Here is an 18,099-nt window from a genome sequence, read left to right as displayed (position 1 = left end):
GGAGCATACCCTAGCTTGCATGGCGCAAACAAGAAAGATTATCAATTGTACCTTGGTCCTGAGGAGTGGGATCTGGGGGAGTTTGTCCCGCTTGGGGCCGGTTGTCGGCGCCTCCTCAGGTCGCCCGTTGACAGGGCCCAAGTTGGACGACGGGAGACGAAGGTGGGTGCGCCCTGCACTCATGACCGCCGGCCTCGGCACGAGTCGCCCCCATCACCCATCTCCTGGGCACCGGGTCGCGCCTGCGAAGCATCGAGCCGGTCATGTCTGCCGGGAAGCGGGAAAGGATGTCCGCTGCCTGATCATCCCTTTGCCATCGCCGTTATCGGGTGACTCAATGAAAGCGCTGTCAATCACATCTCGCCCATCTTGAAGTCGATTGTGGTCACATTTTGCACGGATCTGCCGTGAATTGGTTTTTTTGCGCCCTAGACTGGCAGGGCTCATCTGAAGGCGGGACTGTAGCGGATGGGGGAATGCCGGGGCACACCGGCGTCACACACAAAACAATGAAAATAAAGGACTATCAATGGCTAGATGGATAATCGCGGCCGGATTGTTGGGGGCACTCATGGCATCGCCCGGCGCGGCGGCGGCTGAGTGGTTCTTCCGCGGTACCGCGAATGGATGGGCGGCGACCGCCATGGTCTCGACCGACGGCGTCAATTTCGACACCTGCCAGTTCTTCCAGAGCGGGGATGCCAGTGGCGGCCCGCGCTTCAAGATAGACAGATACGGCAACTGGCAGCAGAGCTACCCGACTGCCGACAAGCTGGTCAATGCCAATACCCACTATCAGGTCCGCATCAATGCCGGCACCCAGGCCATCACCGCCACGGCGGTCGACAGCTGCACGGCGTCCGGTTTTGCCAAGAGCTGGCCACAGATGCAGGTGCGCGGCACCTTCAACGGTTGGGCCAGCCTCCCCATGACCCTGGTAGCGGATCACCTGTGGCAGGCCGAGGCCTACATGGATGGCAAGGCCAGCCAGCGCCTCAAGTTCGATCAGGCCGGTGACTGGGCCACCAATTACGGTGACAGCAATGCCGATGGGGTGCTCGAGCGCAGCGGCGGCGACATCCTCTGGAGCGGCACCGGCACGGTACGCTTTCAGATCAACGACCAGACCCTGGCCTACAGCATCACCCCCCTCGGAGATGACAACCAGCCACCGCTGGCGGTCATCACCCCGGGCGGCACCGTGAAGGTGACCCTGGGAGAGACGCTCACCTTGAGCGGCAGCGACTCCACGGATCCCGATGGTCAGATTGCCAGCTACCTCTGGAGCAGTGGTGAGACCACCGAGATCATCAGCGTCAATACCAGCCAGGCGGGTACCTTCACCTATGGCCTGACGGTGACTGACGATCAGGGTGCCAAGGCCAGCAGCAGCGCCAGCGTGGTGGTGGCGGCCCCGCAAGCCAGCGACAAGTGGTATTTCCGCGGCACCCCCAACAACTGGGGCCTGACCGCCATGACCAGCCAGGACGGAGTCAATTTCTGTACCGAGCAGGCCTTTGGCAACAGCGATCCCCGCTTCAAGGTGGATCACAAGGGGGACTGGACCGAAGCTTACCCGGCCCAGGACTACAAGGTGACCGGCAACACCGGCTATCGCATCTGCTTCGATGCCCAGCGCAAGGCGCTGGACGTGGCGCCGCTCGCCGGCGCCGACACCCAGGCACCGACGGTCAGCGCGAGCCCGGCCCCCGGCAATTATGCCCAGCCCCAGTCCATCACCCTCGCGGTGAGCGACGATAAAGACAGCGCCCCCAAGCTCTACTTCACCCTGGATGGCAGTACCCCGAGCACCAGCTCGGCCCTCTACAGCTGGCAGGGGATCACCGCCAGCGACAAGGGCAGTGGCGCGGATCTGGTGATAAAGACGTTGGGCGTTGATGCTGCCGGCAACCGCCGTGAGCAGAGTTTCAGCTACCATATCGGCGATCAGGCAGTGGCTGGCGGTGATTTTCGTGGGGAGAGCATCTACTTCCTGCTGACCGCCCGCTTCTATGATGGCGATGCGGGCAACAACTACCATAACCGGGATCGCTACAAGGCCGGGGATCCTCACTGGCGCGGCGACTTCAAGGGGCTCATCGGGAAGCTGGACTACATCAAGGATCTCGGCTTCACCGCCATCTGGGTGACGCCGCCGGTGGAGAACCGCTCAGGCCTCGATTACCACGGCTACCATGCCTACGACTTCTACCGGGTCGATCCCCGGCTGGAGTCGCCGGGGGCGGGTTACCGTGAGTTTATCCAGGCGGCCCACGCCAAGGGGATCAAGGTCATCCAGGACGTGGTGATCAACCACTCCAGCCAGTACGGCCTGCGCGGCAAGACCTGGATCGATCGTCTGCCCGTCAAATACTACGTGCCGACCGGCTCCAAACAGGGGCTGATCAACAACGGGCCCTATCAGGGCAACCTCGGGGATTACGCCAGCGCGAACCGCTGCGACGATGACAACCCGGCGGCCCCCGACTGGTACAAGGCGCGCTGTCAGTCCGATCCGGAAGGCCTGGTGCCCCTGGTGGATCCCAAGACCGGCAGCAGCGTACCGAGCGCCGGCTACAATCCCAACCGCTTCTTCGGCATCGACGCCCAGACGCTGGATCCGGCCTGGTATCACCTGGACGGCTTCATGTCCGGCGGTGACTGGGAGAATCCGCTCGCGTTGCAGCGCAAGCACATGGCGGGGGACTGTATCGATCTCGCCACCGGCAACGCGAACGTCAAGGCCTACATCAACGGCGCCATCCACCAGTACCTCGACATGGGGGTCGACGCCATCCGCATCGATACCCTCAAGCACATCGAGCGGGACGAGCTGCTGACCTATGTCCACGACTGGCAGGCCCACAAGCCGGGGTTGTTCGTGTTCGGCGAGAACCTGGTGAAGGGCACGGGCTGGGGCTCTGAAATCGACAACGACAACGCCTCGGCGGTGATCCGCCCCTGGTGGTACACCCGCACCACGGCCAACCCGGCCAACCCCCGTGCCGGTGGCGACTCCGGCCTGTCGGTGCTGGACTTCTCCCTGTTCTCGACCTTCCGTGACAACGTCACCAAGGGCAGCTTTGGCGGCGTGGGCGGGATCTTCGCCATGGACTGGGTCTATGGGGATGCCACCAAGCTCATCACCTTCTTCCAGAACCACGACGTGGGGCCGGACAATGACTTCAAGTACCGCTACGGCGGGGAAGAGGGCAATGCGGCCATGACCTACAACCTGCTCTGGACAGCCCGCGGCATCCCGACCCTCTACTACGGGGAGGAGGTGATGTTCCAGGCCGGCAAGCCGCAAGACATCGACGGCGCCACCATGACGGTGGATCAGACAGGTCGCGCCTACTACGGCGATGTGCTGGACAACCCGGCGACCCCGTCCCACCCGCTCTTTCAACACATCAAGCGCCTGAACCAGATCCGCAAGGCGGTGCCCGCCCTGCAGAAGGCACCCATGAGCCAGGTGAGCGAATGGGGTAGCGGCATGAGCTTCGTGCGGGATCTCGGCGCCGAGGGCAGCTACGCGGCGGTCGGTCTGGCCGCCAACTCGGCCCAGCAGATCACCATCAGCGGCGTCAAGAACGGCAGCTACACCGATGCGGTGACCGGCACCACGCTCAGCACCAGCAATGGCAGCCTGAGCTTTGCGGTGCCTGCCTACTCGGCCCGGGTCTGGGTGCTCGGTGGTCCCGGCAAGGTTGGCGTCGATGGCAAATACCTGAAGTGATGGGGCTGATGCGAATGGCTCGGCAAGCCGGGTTATCGTTTCGCTGAAATGAAAATGGATAAATACCCGAAGTCGGCCCCTGGGCCGACTTTTTTATGCCCGCGTGTTGGCTGCAACGGGTATCGAGGCCGGGGCTAGGGACACAGTTGCACCTAAATGAGGCGTTCGCACTGATTTGGTGCGCCGCTCTTAAATGGCTGAGCCTCCATTGACCCTGAAAATGCCGTCGCGTACGGGTGTCTTCTGGTTCTCATGTATGGTGCCAAGCCTGATGGGGCAAGGGGGGTGGCCATTTTTTCGTGTCCCGCGAGAGACGCTATGGGGCCCCTTGGCCGCCGACCTCGCAAATATGCTGGCTCGCCGGATCCGGCCGTTTTCAACCTGGTGTTATCACCTTGAATTTTTATCCTTTACGGAACATAAAACCAAATATATGGAATTTGTCGAATTCTTGTTTCGATTGGCGTTGTTTTTGCTGCAGTTTGTAGCGGGCTAACCCCATGGACAGGGCAAGCCTCCCATTTTTGTCGCACGCGGCGCCTTATCGGCCGTCAGGCCCCATTCGATGTTGTGTTATTGGTTATCAAAAGGAGTCATATGGAAGGTGAAATGACCATGCAGCCGCTTGCTGCGAGCAAGGGGTTGGCCCATACCCTCAAGGACGATGTGTACGGCATGGTGCTCGGCGTCATGTTTATCGCCGTGGGCCTGAATCTGCTCAAGTGCTCCGGCATGATCACCGGCGGTATCGCCGGCATCGCGCTCTTGCTCGCCCATGTCAGCAGCCTGCCCATCGGGGTGCTGTTCTTCCTCGCCAACCTGCCTTTTCTGGTGTTCAGCTACTTCACCATGGGGCGCGACTTCATGCTCAAGACGCTGGTGGTCAATGTAGCGCTCTCGGCCGCGACCCAGGGGGTGCCGCTGCTGCTGACGGTGAGCTACATACACCCGCTGTTTGCCGCCTTGGTGGGGGGCACCTTCCTCGGCATGGGGGTGCTATCGCTCGCCCGCCACAACGCCTCAGTCGGGGGCATAGGCGTGGTGACGCTCTGGTTGCAGCGCCGCGCCGGCATCAACGCGGGCAAGAGCCAGATGCTGCTCGACGTGCTGGTATTTGTCCTCTCGCTGCTCACGCTGCCGCTGCCCCTGCTGCTCTGGTCCACCCTGAGTGCACTTGCCATGAACGCCATGCTGATGAACTGGCACAAGCCCGGCCGTTATCAGGGGGGCTGAGGGTCGGAGGAGAGGAGCAGATGGTGAAAAAGCATCCGGATCGGGCGGTTCGAGACAGAAGAGCCCCCAACGGCAAAAAAGATCATCTTGTCGTGGAAAACGCCATGGTTACAGCTGAATTTATTGGTTTTTTGCCCCGTTGGCGGCGTTAAACCGGGCTACACCATAAAAAATTCAAAATACTTCTTTACCACTGGCCAATGCATGAGTAAAATTTGTCGGCAATATTTTCCACCCCCACTTCCACAACGGTGAGATATTGCCATGCTCAGGATTGCCAAAGAAGCGCTGACCTTCGACGATGTATTGTTGGTTCCAGCACACTCCACTGTTCTTCCGAATACCGCTGACCTGCGCACCAAGCTCACGTCTGCTATCTCCCTGAATATTCCGATGATTTCCGCTGCCATGGACACAGTGACCGAAGCCCGTCTGGCTATCGCACTGGCCCAGGAAGGTGGCATCGGCTTCATTCACAAGAACATGTCCATCGAGCAACAGGCCTTCGAAGTGCGCAAGGTCAAGAAGTACGAGAGCGGCGTCGTCTCCGACCCGGTCACCGTACGTCCCGACATGACCATTGCCCAGATCAAGGAGCTGAGCCTCAAGAACGGCTTCGCCGGTTACCCCGTGGTGACCGAGGGCAACATTCTGGTCGGTATCATCACCGGCCGTGATGTGCGCTTCGTGATCGATCTCTCCCAGACCGTCGAACAGGTCATGACCCAGAAGGATCGTCTGGTCACCGTGCGTGAAGGGGCGCCTCGTGAAGAGGTGGTTGCCCTGATGCAGAAGCACCGTATCGAGAAGGTGCTGGTGGTCGATGCCGACTTCAAACTCAAGGGCATGATCACCGTCAAAGACTTCCAGAAAGCCGAGCGCAAGCCGAACGCCTGTAAAGACGAGCGTGGTCGCCTGCGGGTTGGTGCCGCCGTCGGTGCCGGTGCCGGTAACGAGGAGCGCGTCGCCGCCCTGGTGGAAGCCGGTGTGGACGTGCTGCTGATTGACTCCTCCCACGGCCACTCCCAGGGCGTGCTGGATCGCATCAAGGCAACCCGCGAAGCCTATCCTGACCTGCAGATCATCGGTGGCAACGTGGCTACCGGCGCTGGCGCCCTGGCGCTGGTCGCTGCCGGCGTCAATGCCGTCAAGGTCGGTATCGGTCCGGGCTCCATCTGTACTACCCGCATCGTGACCGGTGTCGGCGTACCCCAGATCACCGCCATCTCCGACGCCGTTGATGCGCTGGAAGGCACCGGCATCCCGGTGATCGCCGATGGCGGCATCCGCTTCTCCGGCGACTTGGCCAAGGCCATCGCCGCTGGCGCCAGCTGCGTCATGGTCGGTTCCATGTTCGCCGGTACCGAAGAGGCGCCGGGTGAAATCGAGCTCTACCAGGGCCGCTCCTTCAAGTCCTACCGCGGCATGGGCTCCTTGGGCGCCATGTCCAAGGGCTCCAGCGATCGCTACTTCCAGACCGACAACGCCGCCGACAAACTGGTGCCGGAAGGGATCGAAGGGCGCGTGCCGTACAAGGGCCGCCTTAAAGAGATCATTCACCAGCAGATGGGCGGCCTGCGCTCCTCCATGGGCCTGACCGGCAGTGCCACCATCGATGAGATGCGCACCAAGGCCGAGTTCGTGCGTATCTCGGGCGCCGGGATGAAAGAGTCCCACGTCCACGACGTGACCATCACCAAAGAAGCCCCCAACTATCGGATGGGCTGATAAAACGGGGCACTGGCCCCGTTTCTTTAATCCTTTTTATCCCCACACCAGCCTGATGCAGGAATAAAATGACTAACAATATTCACGCTCACCGTATCCTTATCCTGGATTTCGGTTCTCAGTACACCCAGCTTATCGCCCGCCGTGTCCGTGAAATCGGTGTCTACTGCGAGCTCTGGGCCTGGGATGTGACCGAAGCGCAGATCCGCGACTTCAATCCCAACGGCATCATCCTCTCTGGCGGCCCCGAGTCCGTGACCGAGGCCGGCAGCCCCCGTGCCCCCGAGTACGTGTTCAACGCCGGCGTGCCGGTATTCGGCATCTGCTACGGCATGCAGACCATGGCCGAGCAGCTCGGCGGCAAGGTGCAATCCTCCACCGAACGTGAATTTGGCTATGCCCAGGTCGAAGTGCTGGGTCAGTCCGGCCAGACCAGCGCCCTCTTGCGCAACATCGAAGACGCCATCGCACCGAGCGGCCAGGCCCTGCTGGACGTCTGGATGAGCCACGGCGACAAGGTCACCGAGATCCCGGCCGGTTTCACCACCATCGCCCAGACTGCTACCTGCCCGCATGCCGCCATGGCCTGTGAAGAGAAGAAATTCTACGGCGTGCAGTTCCACCCGGAAGTGACCCACACCCGTCAGGGTGCCCGTCTGCTGGAGCACTTCGTCAAGGACATCTGCGGTTGCGAATGCCTGTGGACCCCGGCCACCATCATCGATGACGCCGTCGCCCGCATCCGCGAGAAGGTGGGTGACGATGAGGTGATCCTGGCCCTCTCCGGTGGCGTGGACTCCTCCGTCGTCGCCATGCTGGTGCAACGTGCCATCGGTGATCGCCTGACCTGCGTGTTTGTGGACAACGGCCTGCTGCGCCTGAACGAAGGCGCCCAGGTGATGGAGATGTTCGGTGATCACTTCGGCCTCAATATCATCAAGGTCGACGCCGAAGATCGCTTCTTGTCCGCGTTGGCGGGTATCGACGAGCCGGAAGCCAAGCGCAAGGCCATAGGTCGTGCCTTCGTGGAAGTGTTCGACGACGAAGCCAAGAAGCTGAAAAACGCCAAGTGGCTGGCTCAGGGTACCATCTACCCGGACGTCATCGAATCGGCTGCCAGCGCCACCGGCAAGGCCCACGTCATCAAGTCTCACCACAACGTCGGCGGCCTGCCGGACGAGATGAAGATGGGTCTGGTGGAGCCCCTGCGCGAGCTGTTCAAGGACGAGGTGCGCCGCGTCGGTCTGGAGCTGGGCCTGCCCTACGACATGCTCTACCGTCACCCCTTCCCGGGTCCGGGTCTGGGTGTGCGCGTGCTCGGCGAAGTGAAGAGAGAGTACTGCGAGCTGCTGCGCAAGGCCGATGCCATCTTCATCGAAGAGCTGCGCAAGGCCGACCTCTACAACCAGGTCAGCCAGGCGTTCGCCGTCTTCCTGCCGGTGCGCTCCGTCGGCGTCATGGGCGATGGCCGCAAATACGACTGGGTCATTGCGCTGCGTGCCGTCGAGACCATCGATTTCATGACCGCTCACTGGGCCCACCTGCCCTATGACTTCCTGGGCCACGTGTCGAACCGCATCATCAACGAGATCAACGGCATCTCCCGCGTGGTGTACGACGTCTCCGGCAAGCCGCCCGCCACCATCGAGTGGGAATAAGCGGCTAACGCCTCTTCCTGCCGATAACGCAAAACTGTCAAAAAGACGCCCTTGAGGCGTCTTTTCTTTTTTCAATCGTTTGCGTGCAACATCTTTCTGGTTTGAGCACCCTCTATCGCTGATCTGCCCCTGTCATATGTGACAGGGGGTGTTTTATGGATCCAGCACTACGCTAATTCATGCCAATTGAGGCTGGCCGTTGTGAGACGGACGTCGTGGCACAGTGCAGAGAAGGGAAGTGCCAGCGCTCGTTTTAACAAGAGCAACATGGCACATGGTCATACCGTCAGGCCTTCGGTATGCCACTCCGGTGGAGTCTGGAAACCACTTGAATAAACGGGGCGGATCCCGAACAGCCATACGAGTAGGGTAAGTAATCACGGAGGGTTTGTTATGTCAGAACAAGCAGTGCTTGTTGGCGGATGGACGGCATACCACAAGTTGACCGCAAAAGATCAGGCGGTATTCGATGCAGCGCTGAAAGGATTTGTGGGGGTGCAGTACCAACCCTTCGAAGTCTCGACTCAGGTGGTAGCCGGCACCAATTACCGTTTCAAATGCAAGAGCACGGTGCCGCTGCCCAACCCGATCCACGGAGAAGCCGTGGTGCAGATCTTCCAGTCGCTGGACGGTTCAGCCCATATCACCTCCATCACCCCAATCTGATCCGGTTGCGAGGAAAGCCGGGGAAGGGGGTAAAGCCGCCGACCGGCTAGCCTCCAAACCTCACCAATAAGAAGGACGCCCGAGGGCGTCTTTTCTTTTTTAAATCGAATACGGGAGGCTGCTACACTGGCTGTTGAGTTTCGTACGGATACACAAACAAGGAGATGGACGATGAGAGAGACTCCCTGCGCCCTCGCGGTGCGGCTGCCCCCCCAGCCCCCCAGCCCGGGGCATCTGCACGCCGATCTGGATACCTGGCGGCAGCAGTTCTTTCGGGCGCTGCCCGACGCGCGGTGCCTCGAGGCCCTGTTCGATCGGGCCCCGGACATTGTCTTCTCCATCAAGGACAGGGCCGGCCGCTATGTGAGCATCAGCGAGGCCTGTACTGAGCGCTGTGGCCTGGCGAGCCGGCATGACGCCATCGGCAAGATGGCCCACGAGATCTTCCCGCCCCACATGGCTGCGCGCTACCAGGCCCAGGACGAGCGTCTGTTTGGTACCGGTGAGCCCGTAGTGGACAATCTCGATCTGACCCTGTTTAACGACCGCAGCCCCGGCTGGTGCCTGACCAACAAGGAGCCGCTGCGCGATGCCGGTGGCGCCATTGTAGGCCTGGTATGCATGTCACGCGATCTGCACGAGCCGAGCCGGGCCGGCTTCATCGACGATCGCTTCGTCGAGGCGGTCGATCACATCCTGACCCATTATCCCGCTCCCTTGCGCATTGAATCACTGGCACGACGGGCCGGGGTATCAGTCGCCCAGTTTGAGCGGCGCATGAGGCGGATCTTCCAGCTCTCCGCCGGCCAGTTCATCACCAAGACTCGCATCGACATCGCGATCAACTGGCTAAAGGGCAGCGATATGGCCATCGCCGACATCGCATTGCGGTGCGGTTTTTGCGATCAGAGCGCCCTGTCGCGGCAGTTTCGAGCCCTGACAGGTCTGTCTCCACGCCAGTACCGGCAGTTGCTGCGTCTGGGGAATTGACGCGCCGCCGGTGCGGCGCGTCGTACCCACCTATTGAGCCAACCCCACACTGAGGCTCAGATCCCGGTAGGGTGCACCGGCGTCCACCGCTATGTGGTAGTAGGTGCCGCCCTCGGGGGCCTGGATGGTGACTGTCTCGTCGTTACCGCCATTGGCCGAGCCCTGATCGTAGTTGTCCCGGTTCGGCCAGCCCCGGTGCATGACATAGAGGTTGGCATCGCCACTGCCACCTCGGGTCTGCACCGTCAGCAGTGTCGTCCCTTGGGGCACGAAGACGTAGAAGTAGCGGATGTCGTCCGAAGCGATACCGGTGCGGGCACAGGTCGCGTCGATGAGCTGATCGTCGGGAGAGCCGCAGTCTGGCTCGGGCGGCTGGCCGGCCGTGGTGGCCGTCTGCACCCAGGCGGCGAAGTCATCGTCATGGGTCAGACCCTGCATGGTCGACCAGTAGCCCTCATAGTCGTCGGCGCGGAATCTGGTCACGGTATCGTCCACCCTGTCCCTGTGGTGCTCGAACATGTAGCGCACCGCCATATAGCCCCAGCGGTAGGCGCGGGTCCCATAGTCGTTCATGTCATAGGTGTTGCCGAAGATGGTCGACAGGGGATAGGTGCCGGCCTGGGCCGCCTCGATCGCCTTGACGTTGTCATTGCCAAGGGACAGATACTCGGCCAGACCTTCTATCCACCAGACGGTGGGCTGGCTGATGGCACGGGCGAAGTCGCCGGCCATGTTGAAACGGCCATCCAGATAGTGCACATACTCGTGCTCCAGATTCCACACCGAGAACAGGGGGCGCAGCCAGGAAGCCTCGTGGGCAATGAAACGTGCCTGGTTGCCGGGTTGGTCGGGATCACCTTCCAGATACATGCCGCCGTTGTCGGTGGCGATGCCGTAGATGAGGCCAGCGTAGCGGCTGTAGTTGGCGTAGTCGTCGAACACTACCACCTCCAGCGCGTCGTTGACGTCGCCCGGCAGTGGCCGGTTCTGGGTCTTCAGCATGCGGTGGAAGTATTGCTCCTCGTTGGCCAAGGCTGTGCAGCTCTCGGTCAGTTGCTGCTCTGTCATATCCTGGGCTCGGATGCGCAGTGTCGACCCGCACTCGTGGCGGATCGGCAGCACGACGTCGGCCAGCTGCTGCTCGAAGTCACAGGTGCCGTATTCGGCGCAGCGGGCATTGTCATAGTATTTCACGGCACTGGCGGCCGCGAGCCAGAGATCGGCGCCGGGACTATCCAGACTGCTCTTTGCCAGGATCTGCTCGATCCTGGCCCGCGATGCGGCGAAGTGGGCCGGATACTGCATGTAGCGCAGGGCCTCGTTCAGGCTGTCGGTGAGCTGGTAGGCGTAGCTGGTGCCGAGCAGGGCGGCCTGGTTGCCCTGCACGAAGGCGAACAGGGCCTCGGCGTAGCTGCCGTCTCGCTCGGCCAGGGCGCGCCCCTCAGCGCGGTAGTGGGACATGAACAGGACGGTCAGCAGGCCGGTGTAACCCGACCCCACCTCCCAGTGCTTGAGGGCATCGGCGGCATTCGGCTGTCCGTCTCGATTGGTGAAGCGGGCGATGAGGGGCTTGAGGCGCGGCAGGTAATAGGCCTCATCATGGAGATTGGTCATCAGGGTGAAGCTCTCCCCGATCGTGCTGCCCGCGTCCGGATTGGGGATGAACAGGGCCGGGTTGTCCAGCAGCCGATCGAGGCCGACCCGGATCGCGTCGCGCACCGTGAGCGGTGGCTCCGGATAGAGATCGCGGGCGATGGCGTTGTAATAGCCGGCGCGCAGATAGAGCACCAGATTGGCGAGGCCACGGCCGCTGCCCTGATAGTCGGCGGCGCGCGCCTGCAACCGTCCGGCCACCGCCAGCAGGTTGGCGGTGTCATAGATGCGGGCGCCGTCGTCCGCCGTGAGAGAGAAGAGGCCATAGGTGCACGACACCTCGGGCAGCCCCTCCAGGTAGTCGGCCAGTGCAGCACCGGATTTGTCGAGGAAGCCGGCCGGATCGCGACAATCGTCCCCCTCGGCCAGCAGGCTCTGGGCCTGGGCGCGCCAGTCGGGCTCTCGGTCGCGCCGGACGTGGGGATCTTGCGCCAGCTCGGGGGCGGCGGGCGGCGGCAGCAGGCGGTGCAGCCGCGGCGCCGGCAGGGTAGCGAGGGACTGGCCGTGCTCGGCACCGGCCAGATCTGCCGGTACCATGGCGGGCGAGGGCCGGGAGACGGGGGCCTCGGTGGCGGCCAGGGCGCTGGCCCAGCCAGCCAATAACAGACACGCCAGGGGTTTTAGTGCAAGCATAGGACTCTCCATGGTTGGGGTAGATGCCCGTGCCGGTGTAGTCACGCCGCTGGCGCCTCCCTGCGCCGGTCCGGGACATCTAATGTGGCAGAGGGTCCCCCCGCCCGTATTGGCATATCCCTGCGCCTTGACGGCGCAATTTGCCAAAAACGCTTCGCCGAGGCGTGGGAGCAGCAGGCCGGCGCTGGGGCAGCCGTCGATGACATTGTCTGGCAAGCGCGGGAAGTGGGAGAGCTGCTGGGGCAGGGGGTATCCGGCGCCTTTGCATCGCCGAATATCTGGTTGATCACCGTTTGTGGACGTGACAGATCCTTTGCAGTAGGGCCTTGGGCCATCTGAGCTGCAATTGCGTCAGTGGCTCGCCAGGGTCTCCGTGGCCTGTCTCGTTTGGTGGTGTGTGGCGGCCATCTGTAACAAAAGGGGCGATCTCGGCCCCCAATTCTCTATAATGCCCCCCTCTATAACCGCCGGGCCCATGTCCGGCGGTGCCATATGGTCTGCTTTAGCGTCGCTAGCAGGGCCACGACAAGATTGAGAAACGGTTATGCATACCCTGGAACAGCTGCGCGCGGGCGAACTTGGCGGCGCCCGCCATCTGAAGCTCTCTGAAAATTTGACGACTTTTCCCCCCGAGATCCTGAGCCTCAAAGCGACGCTGGAGGTGCTGGATCTCACCGGCAACCAGTTGAGCGAGCTGCCGGACGAGCTGGCCGAGTGCACCAAGCTGCGCATCCTCTTCTGCTCCGAGAACCGCTTTACCAAGTTGCCCGAGGTGCTGGGGCGCTGCCCCGCGCTGACCATGGTGGGCTTTAAGGCCAACCGGATCGCCATGGTATCTCCCAAGGCGTTGCCCGCGAGGCTCCGCTGGTTGATCCTGACCGACAACGTCATCGAGCGCCTGCCGGACGAATTGGGTCAGTGCACCTCCCTACAGAAGCTGATGCTGGCGGGCAATCAGCTGACCGCCTTGCCAGAGACTCTCGCCAACTGCCAGCAGCTCGAGTTGCTGCGCATCGCCGCCAACCGGCTAGAGGCGTTGCCCGAGTGGCTGCTCTCCCTGCCACGGCTCTCCTGGCTCGCCTATTCGGGCAATCCCTTCGCCGAGACGTGGGAGCAGCAGGCCGGCACCGAGGTCGACGTCGATGACATTCCCTGGCAGGAGTTGGAAGTGGGCGCCTTGCTGGGGCAGGGGGCATCCGGCGCCATTCACCGGGCCCACTGGCACCCCGAATTGGGGCAAGCAGCGGGGCAGCCGCAGGAATTGGCACTCAAGCTGTTCAAGGGAGCCATGACCAGCGACGGTCTGCCGGCGGCCGAGATGACGGCCGCCATGGCGGTGGGTCGGCATCCGGCGCTCATCGAGGTGATGGGTCGGGTGAGCGATCACCCCTCCGGCATTCCCGCCCTGGGGATGGCGCTCATTGACCCGGCCTTTGTGAACCTGGCCGGGCCCCCCAGCCTCGACTCCTGCACCCGGGATGTTTATCCGGTCGGGCTCTCTCTCACCCTGGCGACTGCGCTGGAGATGGCCAGCCAGATAGCCTCTGCGGCGGCTCATCTGCACCGCTCGGGCGTCATGCACGGGGATCTCTACGGCCATAACATCTTGCACGACGGGCGGGGCCGCGCCCTGCTCGGGGACTTTGGCGCCGCTTCTTTCTACCCGCTGGGGATGCCGCTGCTGGCAACCGGGCTGGAGCGGCTGGAGGTGCGCGCCTTTGGCTGCCTGCTCGAAGAATTGCTGGCGCTGTGCCCGGCGACAGCGGCCGCGTGCGAGGAGCTTCACCGACTGGCTAACGAATGCCAGCGCCCGGAGACGGCCCTGCGGCCGAGTTTTGCCGAGATCGATGCCCGACTTGGTCAGATCCAGCTGCCGTTGAGGGCCGAGATGGCGCCATTCATGGCATAAACGGCTGCGGGTGGTGAGTCCTGCAGATAAAGCGTTGCAAGGTGGCGAGTAAGTAGTCAAACACACCTGTAAAGGTGAAGTAAATGCACATTTAATGCTGCTGGCGATGCCCCAATGAAATGGGCGGGCCAGGGTCGACAAGGCTTGCACCGCCCCGGTGAAGTTGTGATATTGATGCATCATTGCACATGACAGGAGGACGATGATGGAAGCGGCGTTTTGGCATCAGAAGTGGAAAGAGAACCGGATAGGCTTTCATCAGGCGGATTTCAATCGCTGGTTGCAAGACGCGTGGTCGGCCAGAAAAGGGGATGAACCCGTGCTGGTGCCCCTGTGCGGCAAGTCTGGCGACATGCTCTGGCTCAATCGGCAGGGTCATCCCATCGATGGCTTCGAACTTTCCGAGCTCGCCATCGGCCAGTTCTTTCGCGAGAACGGGTTGACCGAGACGGTGACCGAGGTCGGACCTTACCAGTGCCATCAGCACGAGACGTTGCGCATCTATCAGGGAGACTTCTTCGCGGCTCCCAAGCTGGACCGCCGCTACCGACTGGCCTACGACAGGGCCGCGCTCATCGCGCTGCCAACCCCCATGCGCCGCCAATATGCGGAGCTGATGAGCCGCCTCATCGAGCCGGATGGGCAAGTCTTGCTGGTGACCCTGGAATATCAGCCCGAGCAGCAGCAACAGCCGCCATTTTCGGTGGGGGAGATGGAGGTGCGCGGCCTGTTCGAGCGCGATTTTAGCGTGGAGGTGCTGGGTCGTTTGGCCGAGCTGGATCACCCCAGGGTGCAATCCGGCCAGCTTTCCTACTTCGATGAAGTGGCCTACCGTCTGACTCGCCGCGCCTGAGTCGCAGCCTTGAAAGCATCATGAGCCTGAGACTCTCTTTACCTCTTTTGACATAGATCAACGTGGTGGTGCAGGGCTCTGTCTAAGATGATCCTGTTTCTCAATCACTGTTGGTCCCGGCCGGTGTGCTCTGGTTAGCATCCTCTGGTCCGTCATCAGCTCAGTGTCTGATTTTCACGCTCATGTTCACTTTTGGCGGCTTTGGTCGCAATTGATTATGGTTTTTCCAGCCGACCCGAGGGTCGGCTTTTTATTGTCCATTATCTGCTGCCTCAAGGGGATTCAGGCGTCGAAGGTGCTGGCATTGAGCCGGAACGCCTTGGGATCGTCGATAAACTGGCCGGTGATCCGCTCGTCGTGCTCGTGGCCAAGGCCATAGCTGCAGAGGATCAGCCTGTCCGATGTTCTCGATCTTAACTGGGTGATAAAGCGCACCAGATCGGCGCGGCTCAGGTTGCCGACCTCCTCGCACACCCGTTCCCGCTGATCGAAGCCGAGATCCTTGTTGCCGATGCTGACCCAGAGCCGCTGACCCCGGCTGCGCAGGTTGGCATCCCGCTCGCTGAGCTGGGCCTGCAGGCCGGCCTTGCTGTCTTGCCACTGCTGCTCGGTGAACTCCAGCATGGCGATGGGGAAGAGGTCGATGAACTCCTCCACCGCATCCAGCAGGATCTGGGGCCCCGCCACCGGCGACTGTATATAGAAGATGAGGCCGGGGTGGCGGTTGAGGGGCAGGTTGCCGGCCCCGACCACGTAGCCGAGTTGCTGGCGGGTGCGCAGTTCGTGGAAGAAGGTGGACGACATGATGTGGTTGGCCAGGGTGAAGCAGGCGAGATCCCGTGGCCGCACGGTGCGGGACTGGTAGTAGACCAGCAGCGCCGAGTCTTCGTGCTCGCAGCCCTGCTCGCGAATGAGGGTGCCTCTGTCCTGAATGGAGATGAGGGGGCGGCGGGTCTCGCCGCTGGGCTGGCTGTTGCCCTTGTCGCCGTTGAGATGGCGCTCCAGCAGCGCCGCCAGATCCAGTGCCTCGGCCGCGTCCCAGTCCCCGTGGATCAGGGTCTCCACGTGTACCTTGGCAAACAGCTGGGCGACGAAGTCGGGCATCTCGTCCAGGCGAATGGTGCGCAGGTGGCGCAGCAGTTGCGCGAACGGCGGGTTGTTGGGTTGCAGCAGACTGGTGAGCTGGTTGAACAGCTGGGAGATGGGCCTTGTCTTTGACTGGTTCTCCCAGTTGCGAATGAGCTGCTCCTTGATTTCGCTAAAGCGGGCCGGATCCGGATACCCCAGGGTACGGTTGCCGAGGATCATGTCCAGCAGCAGCGGCTGCTTGTCGGCAAAACCGTTCATGTTGATGGTGAAGCCACCCTGGTGGGCATAGATCTGGTAGCCGAGACCGGCGAGCTCAGCCGGGTAGGTGAGGGCATTGAGGTGATCCGTGAGCAGCTCCACCGCGAGGCGGGCCATGGCGATGTGGCGCGGGCTCTTGACCGCGTGTTCGCTGTCGATGGAGATGTAGAGGTTGCCCTTGGGCACCCCGAACAGGTGTTCGTGCAGGTGCCAGAGCCTAAAACCTGGCCTGTCGATGAGGCAGGCCGGCATGTCGGCGGGCAGGGACGGCGCCCGGGCGTCCAGCCGCTTGCTGATGAAGGGGTTGGGGCTGGGCAGATGCAGGGCCGGGTCCGGCTCGCTCTGTTGCCAGCGGATCTTGTCCGCTTCCGCGATGGGGGTGACGCTGTAGGGGGTCTGATACCAGCGGGCGAGGCGATCCGTGCTCACCTCCGGGGCCTGAATGGTCATGCGCAGGTTGTGGGGGGTGAGCTTGGCGAGGAAGCGGCGGATCAGCGCCTCGTCATATTCCCGCATCATGTAGTCGCCATACAGCAGATCTTGTGGGGCATAGCTGAACAGGTTCAGCACCAGGCCGGAGGCGGTGTCCAGCGCCCGGCCTCGCTCCTGGAAGCGAAATGCCGATTCCAGCACGCTGCGTTTCTCGTCATAACGCCAGGCCTGCAGGCCGTCGCGCTCGATGAGTTTCAGGTAGCCAAACAGCTCGGCCACTATCTCGTCGACATGTTCAAGTCCGAGGGGGGTGAGGCCGAAGCTCACGCCAAAATCCTTGAAGTTGGCGCCGCTGACGCCACCACCGGCGGCGAGCTGATTGACCCAGCCACGGGCCTTGAGCAGGGAGAGCAGGCTGCCGTCCCCCTCGTAGCCGATGAGGTGGCTCAGGAAGGTGAGCGGTTTCTGCTGGTAAAACGCATCCACGCTCGGCAGGGGGAAGGTCAGCGCCAGCTTGCGGCTCTCCTTGACCGGCCTTATCTGAATGCAGATGCCGAGATCGTCGAGCCGGTAGAGCGGAGCAAAGAGGCTGGGCTCCCCCAGATTGCGATCCGGGATGGGGCCGAAGAAGCGATCACACCAGCCGAGCTGGGTCTCGATGGATTCGGGCGAGATCATCACCAGCGCCATGCGATCCGCACTGTAGTGTTGTTCGTAGAATGCTATGAGATCGGAGCGCAGATCCCGGCCGGGCAGATCGGCCAGGGTATCCAGGTTGCCGACCGAGAACTTGGAGAAGGGATGGGCCGGGTTGACCGTCTCTTTATGGACCTGATAGCTGCGCCGCACATCGTCCTGCAGCTTGAGGCGATACTCGGAGTCGACCGCGTTGCGCTCCTTGTCGACCCACTCCGGCGCGAAGGTGGGGCAGATGAAAAACTGGGAGAAGCGGTCGAGCCCGGCCTCGAAGAAGCCGTTGTCGATATCGAAGAAGAAGTTGGTGAACTCGGTGCCGGTCCAGGCATTGTTGCTGCCGCCGTGGCGACTCATGAACTGCTGGTACTCGCCGGGTTTGGGGTAGGTGCGGGTACCGAGGAACAGCATATGCTCAAGGAAATGGGCCATGCCCTGGCGATCGACAGGGTCATCGAAATGGCCGGTGTTGACGGCCAGAGAGGCGGCGGATTTGTCGGTATCCGGATCGCAGATCAACAGGACCCTGAGCCGGTTTGCCAGCTCCAAATAGTGATACCGCCGA

The 18,099-nt window shown here is 62.1% G+C and carries 11 protein-coding genes; 9 read left to right on the top strand and 2 right to left on the bottom strand.

Annotated features, from left to right (window positions below):
* The first annotated feature begins 529 nt into the window (after window positions 1-529).
* The 7 genes from LG30_RS0104830 (at window position 530) to LG30_RS0104800 (ending at window position 10,014) form a co-directional block, all read left to right on the top strand.
* Window positions 530-3,739, top strand: a complete 3,210-nt coding sequence (locus LG30_RS0104830) for an alpha-amylase family glycosyl hydrolase (RefSeq protein WP_238566382.1) — start codon at window positions 530-532, stop codon at window positions 3,737-3,739.
* A gap of 597 nt (window positions 3,740-4,336) precedes the next feature.
* The gene (locus LG30_RS0104820; protein ID WP_152599037.1) at window positions 4,337-4,972 is read left to right on the top strand and encodes a YitT family protein; all 636 of its coding nucleotides are present in this window, start codon (window positions 4,337-4,339) and stop codon (window positions 4,970-4,972) included.
* A gap of 20 nt (window positions 4,973-4,992) precedes the next feature.
* Window positions 4,993-5,124, top strand: a complete 132-nt coding sequence (locus tag LG30_RS22865; protein WP_274518491.1) for a hypothetical protein — start codon at window positions 4,993-4,995, stop codon at window positions 5,122-5,124.
* 112 nt (window positions 5,125-5,236) lie between these two features.
* On the top strand, window positions 5,237-6,700 hold the full coding sequence (gene guaB, locus LG30_RS0104815; protein WP_033129584.1) for an IMP dehydrogenase: 1,464 nt from the start codon (window positions 5,237-5,239) through the stop codon (window positions 6,698-6,700).
* Window positions 6,701-6,768: 68 nt separating this feature from the next.
* Window positions 6,769-8,358, top strand: coding sequence for a glutamine-hydrolyzing GMP synthase (gene guaA / locus LG30_RS0104810; RefSeq protein ID WP_033129583.1), 1,590 nt, complete (start codon window positions 6,769-6,771; stop codon window positions 8,356-8,358).
* Between the two features lie 393 nt (window positions 8,359-8,751).
* Entirely contained in the window at window positions 8,752-9,024 is a 273-nt protein-coding gene (locus tag LG30_RS0104805; protein ID WP_033129582.1) for a hypothetical protein, read from the top strand.
* Between the two features lie 171 nt (window positions 9,025-9,195).
* Complete coding sequence (locus tag LG30_RS0104800) at window positions 9,196-10,014, top strand: AraC family transcriptional regulator (protein WP_081965999.1); 819 nt, start codon at window positions 9,196-9,198, stop codon at window positions 10,012-10,014.
* A 30-nt stretch (window positions 10,015-10,044) separates the two neighbouring features.
* Here the strand turns inward: LG30_RS0104800 and LG30_RS0104795 are convergent, their stop codons facing one another.
* On the bottom strand, window positions 10,045-12,300 hold the full coding sequence (locus tag LG30_RS0104795) for a M9 family metallopeptidase (protein WP_033129581.1): 2,256 nt from the start codon (window positions 12,298-12,300) through the stop codon (window positions 10,045-10,047).
* 544 nt (window positions 12,301-12,844) lie between these two features.
* Between LG30_RS0104795 and LG30_RS0104790 the strand changes: the two genes are divergently transcribed.
* A complete protein-coding gene (locus LG30_RS0104790; protein WP_033129580.1) occupies window positions 12,845-14,209 on the top strand; it encodes a leucine-rich repeat-containing protein kinase family protein in 1,365 nt (454 codons plus the stop codon).
* 205 nt (window positions 14,210-14,414) lie between these two features.
* Window positions 14,415-15,062: a thiopurine S-methyltransferase gene (locus tag LG30_RS0104785; RefSeq protein ID WP_033129579.1), complete on the top strand. Its 648-nt coding sequence runs from the start codon at window positions 14,415-14,417 to the stop codon at window positions 15,060-15,062.
* Between the two features lie 282 nt (window positions 15,063-15,344).
* Here the strand turns inward: LG30_RS0104785 and LG30_RS0104780 are convergent.
* Window positions 15,345-18,099 (bottom strand): insulinase family protein (locus tag LG30_RS0104780; RefSeq protein ID WP_033129578.1); only part of this gene is annotated, 2,755 nt, incomplete at its 5' end.

The organism is Aeromonas aquatica, assembly GCF_000764655.1.
Classification (GTDB): domain Bacteria; phylum Pseudomonadota; class Gammaproteobacteria; order Enterobacterales; family Aeromonadaceae; genus Aeromonas; species Aeromonas aquatica.
Note: the sequence above shows the minus strand (reverse complement) of the source record. Positions and strands in the feature narration are given on the sequence as shown.

Excerpts from the sequence above, each read along its gene's own strand:
- LG30_RS22865 (WP_274518491.1), top strand. The coding sequence starts at position 4,993 with ATGGTGAAAAAGCATCCGGATCGGGCGGTTCGAGACAGAAGAGCCCCC.
- LG30_RS0104795 (WP_033129581.1), bottom strand. The coding sequence starts at position 12,300 with ATGCTTGCACTAAAACCCCTGGCGTGTCTGTTATTGGCTGGCTGGGCC.
- LG30_RS0104820 (WP_152599037.1), top strand. The coding sequence starts at position 4,337 with ATGGAAGGTGAAATGACCATGCAGCCGCTTGCTGCGAGCAAGGGGTTG.
- LG30_RS0104800 (WP_081965999.1), top strand. The coding sequence starts at position 9,196 with ATGAGAGAGACTCCCTGCGCCCTCGCGGTGCGGCTGCCCCCCCAGCCC.
- guaB (WP_033129584.1), top strand. The coding sequence starts at position 5,237 with ATGCTCAGGATTGCCAAAGAAGCGCTGACCTTCGACGATGTATTGTTG.
- LG30_RS0104785 (WP_033129579.1), top strand. The coding sequence starts at position 14,415 with ATGGAAGCGGCGTTTTGGCATCAGAAGTGGAAAGAGAACCGGATAGGC.
- guaA (WP_033129583.1), top strand. The coding sequence starts at position 6,769 with ATGACTAACAATATTCACGCTCACCGTATCCTTATCCTGGATTTCGGT.
- LG30_RS0104805 (WP_033129582.1), top strand. The coding sequence starts at position 8,752 with ATGTCAGAACAAGCAGTGCTTGTTGGCGGATGGACGGCATACCACAAG.
- LG30_RS0104830 (WP_238566382.1), top strand. The coding sequence starts at position 530 with ATGGCTAGATGGATAATCGCGGCCGGATTGTTGGGGGCACTCATGGCA.
- LG30_RS0104790 (WP_033129580.1), top strand. The coding sequence starts at position 12,845 with ATGCATACCCTGGAACAGCTGCGCGCGGGCGAACTTGGCGGCGCCCGC.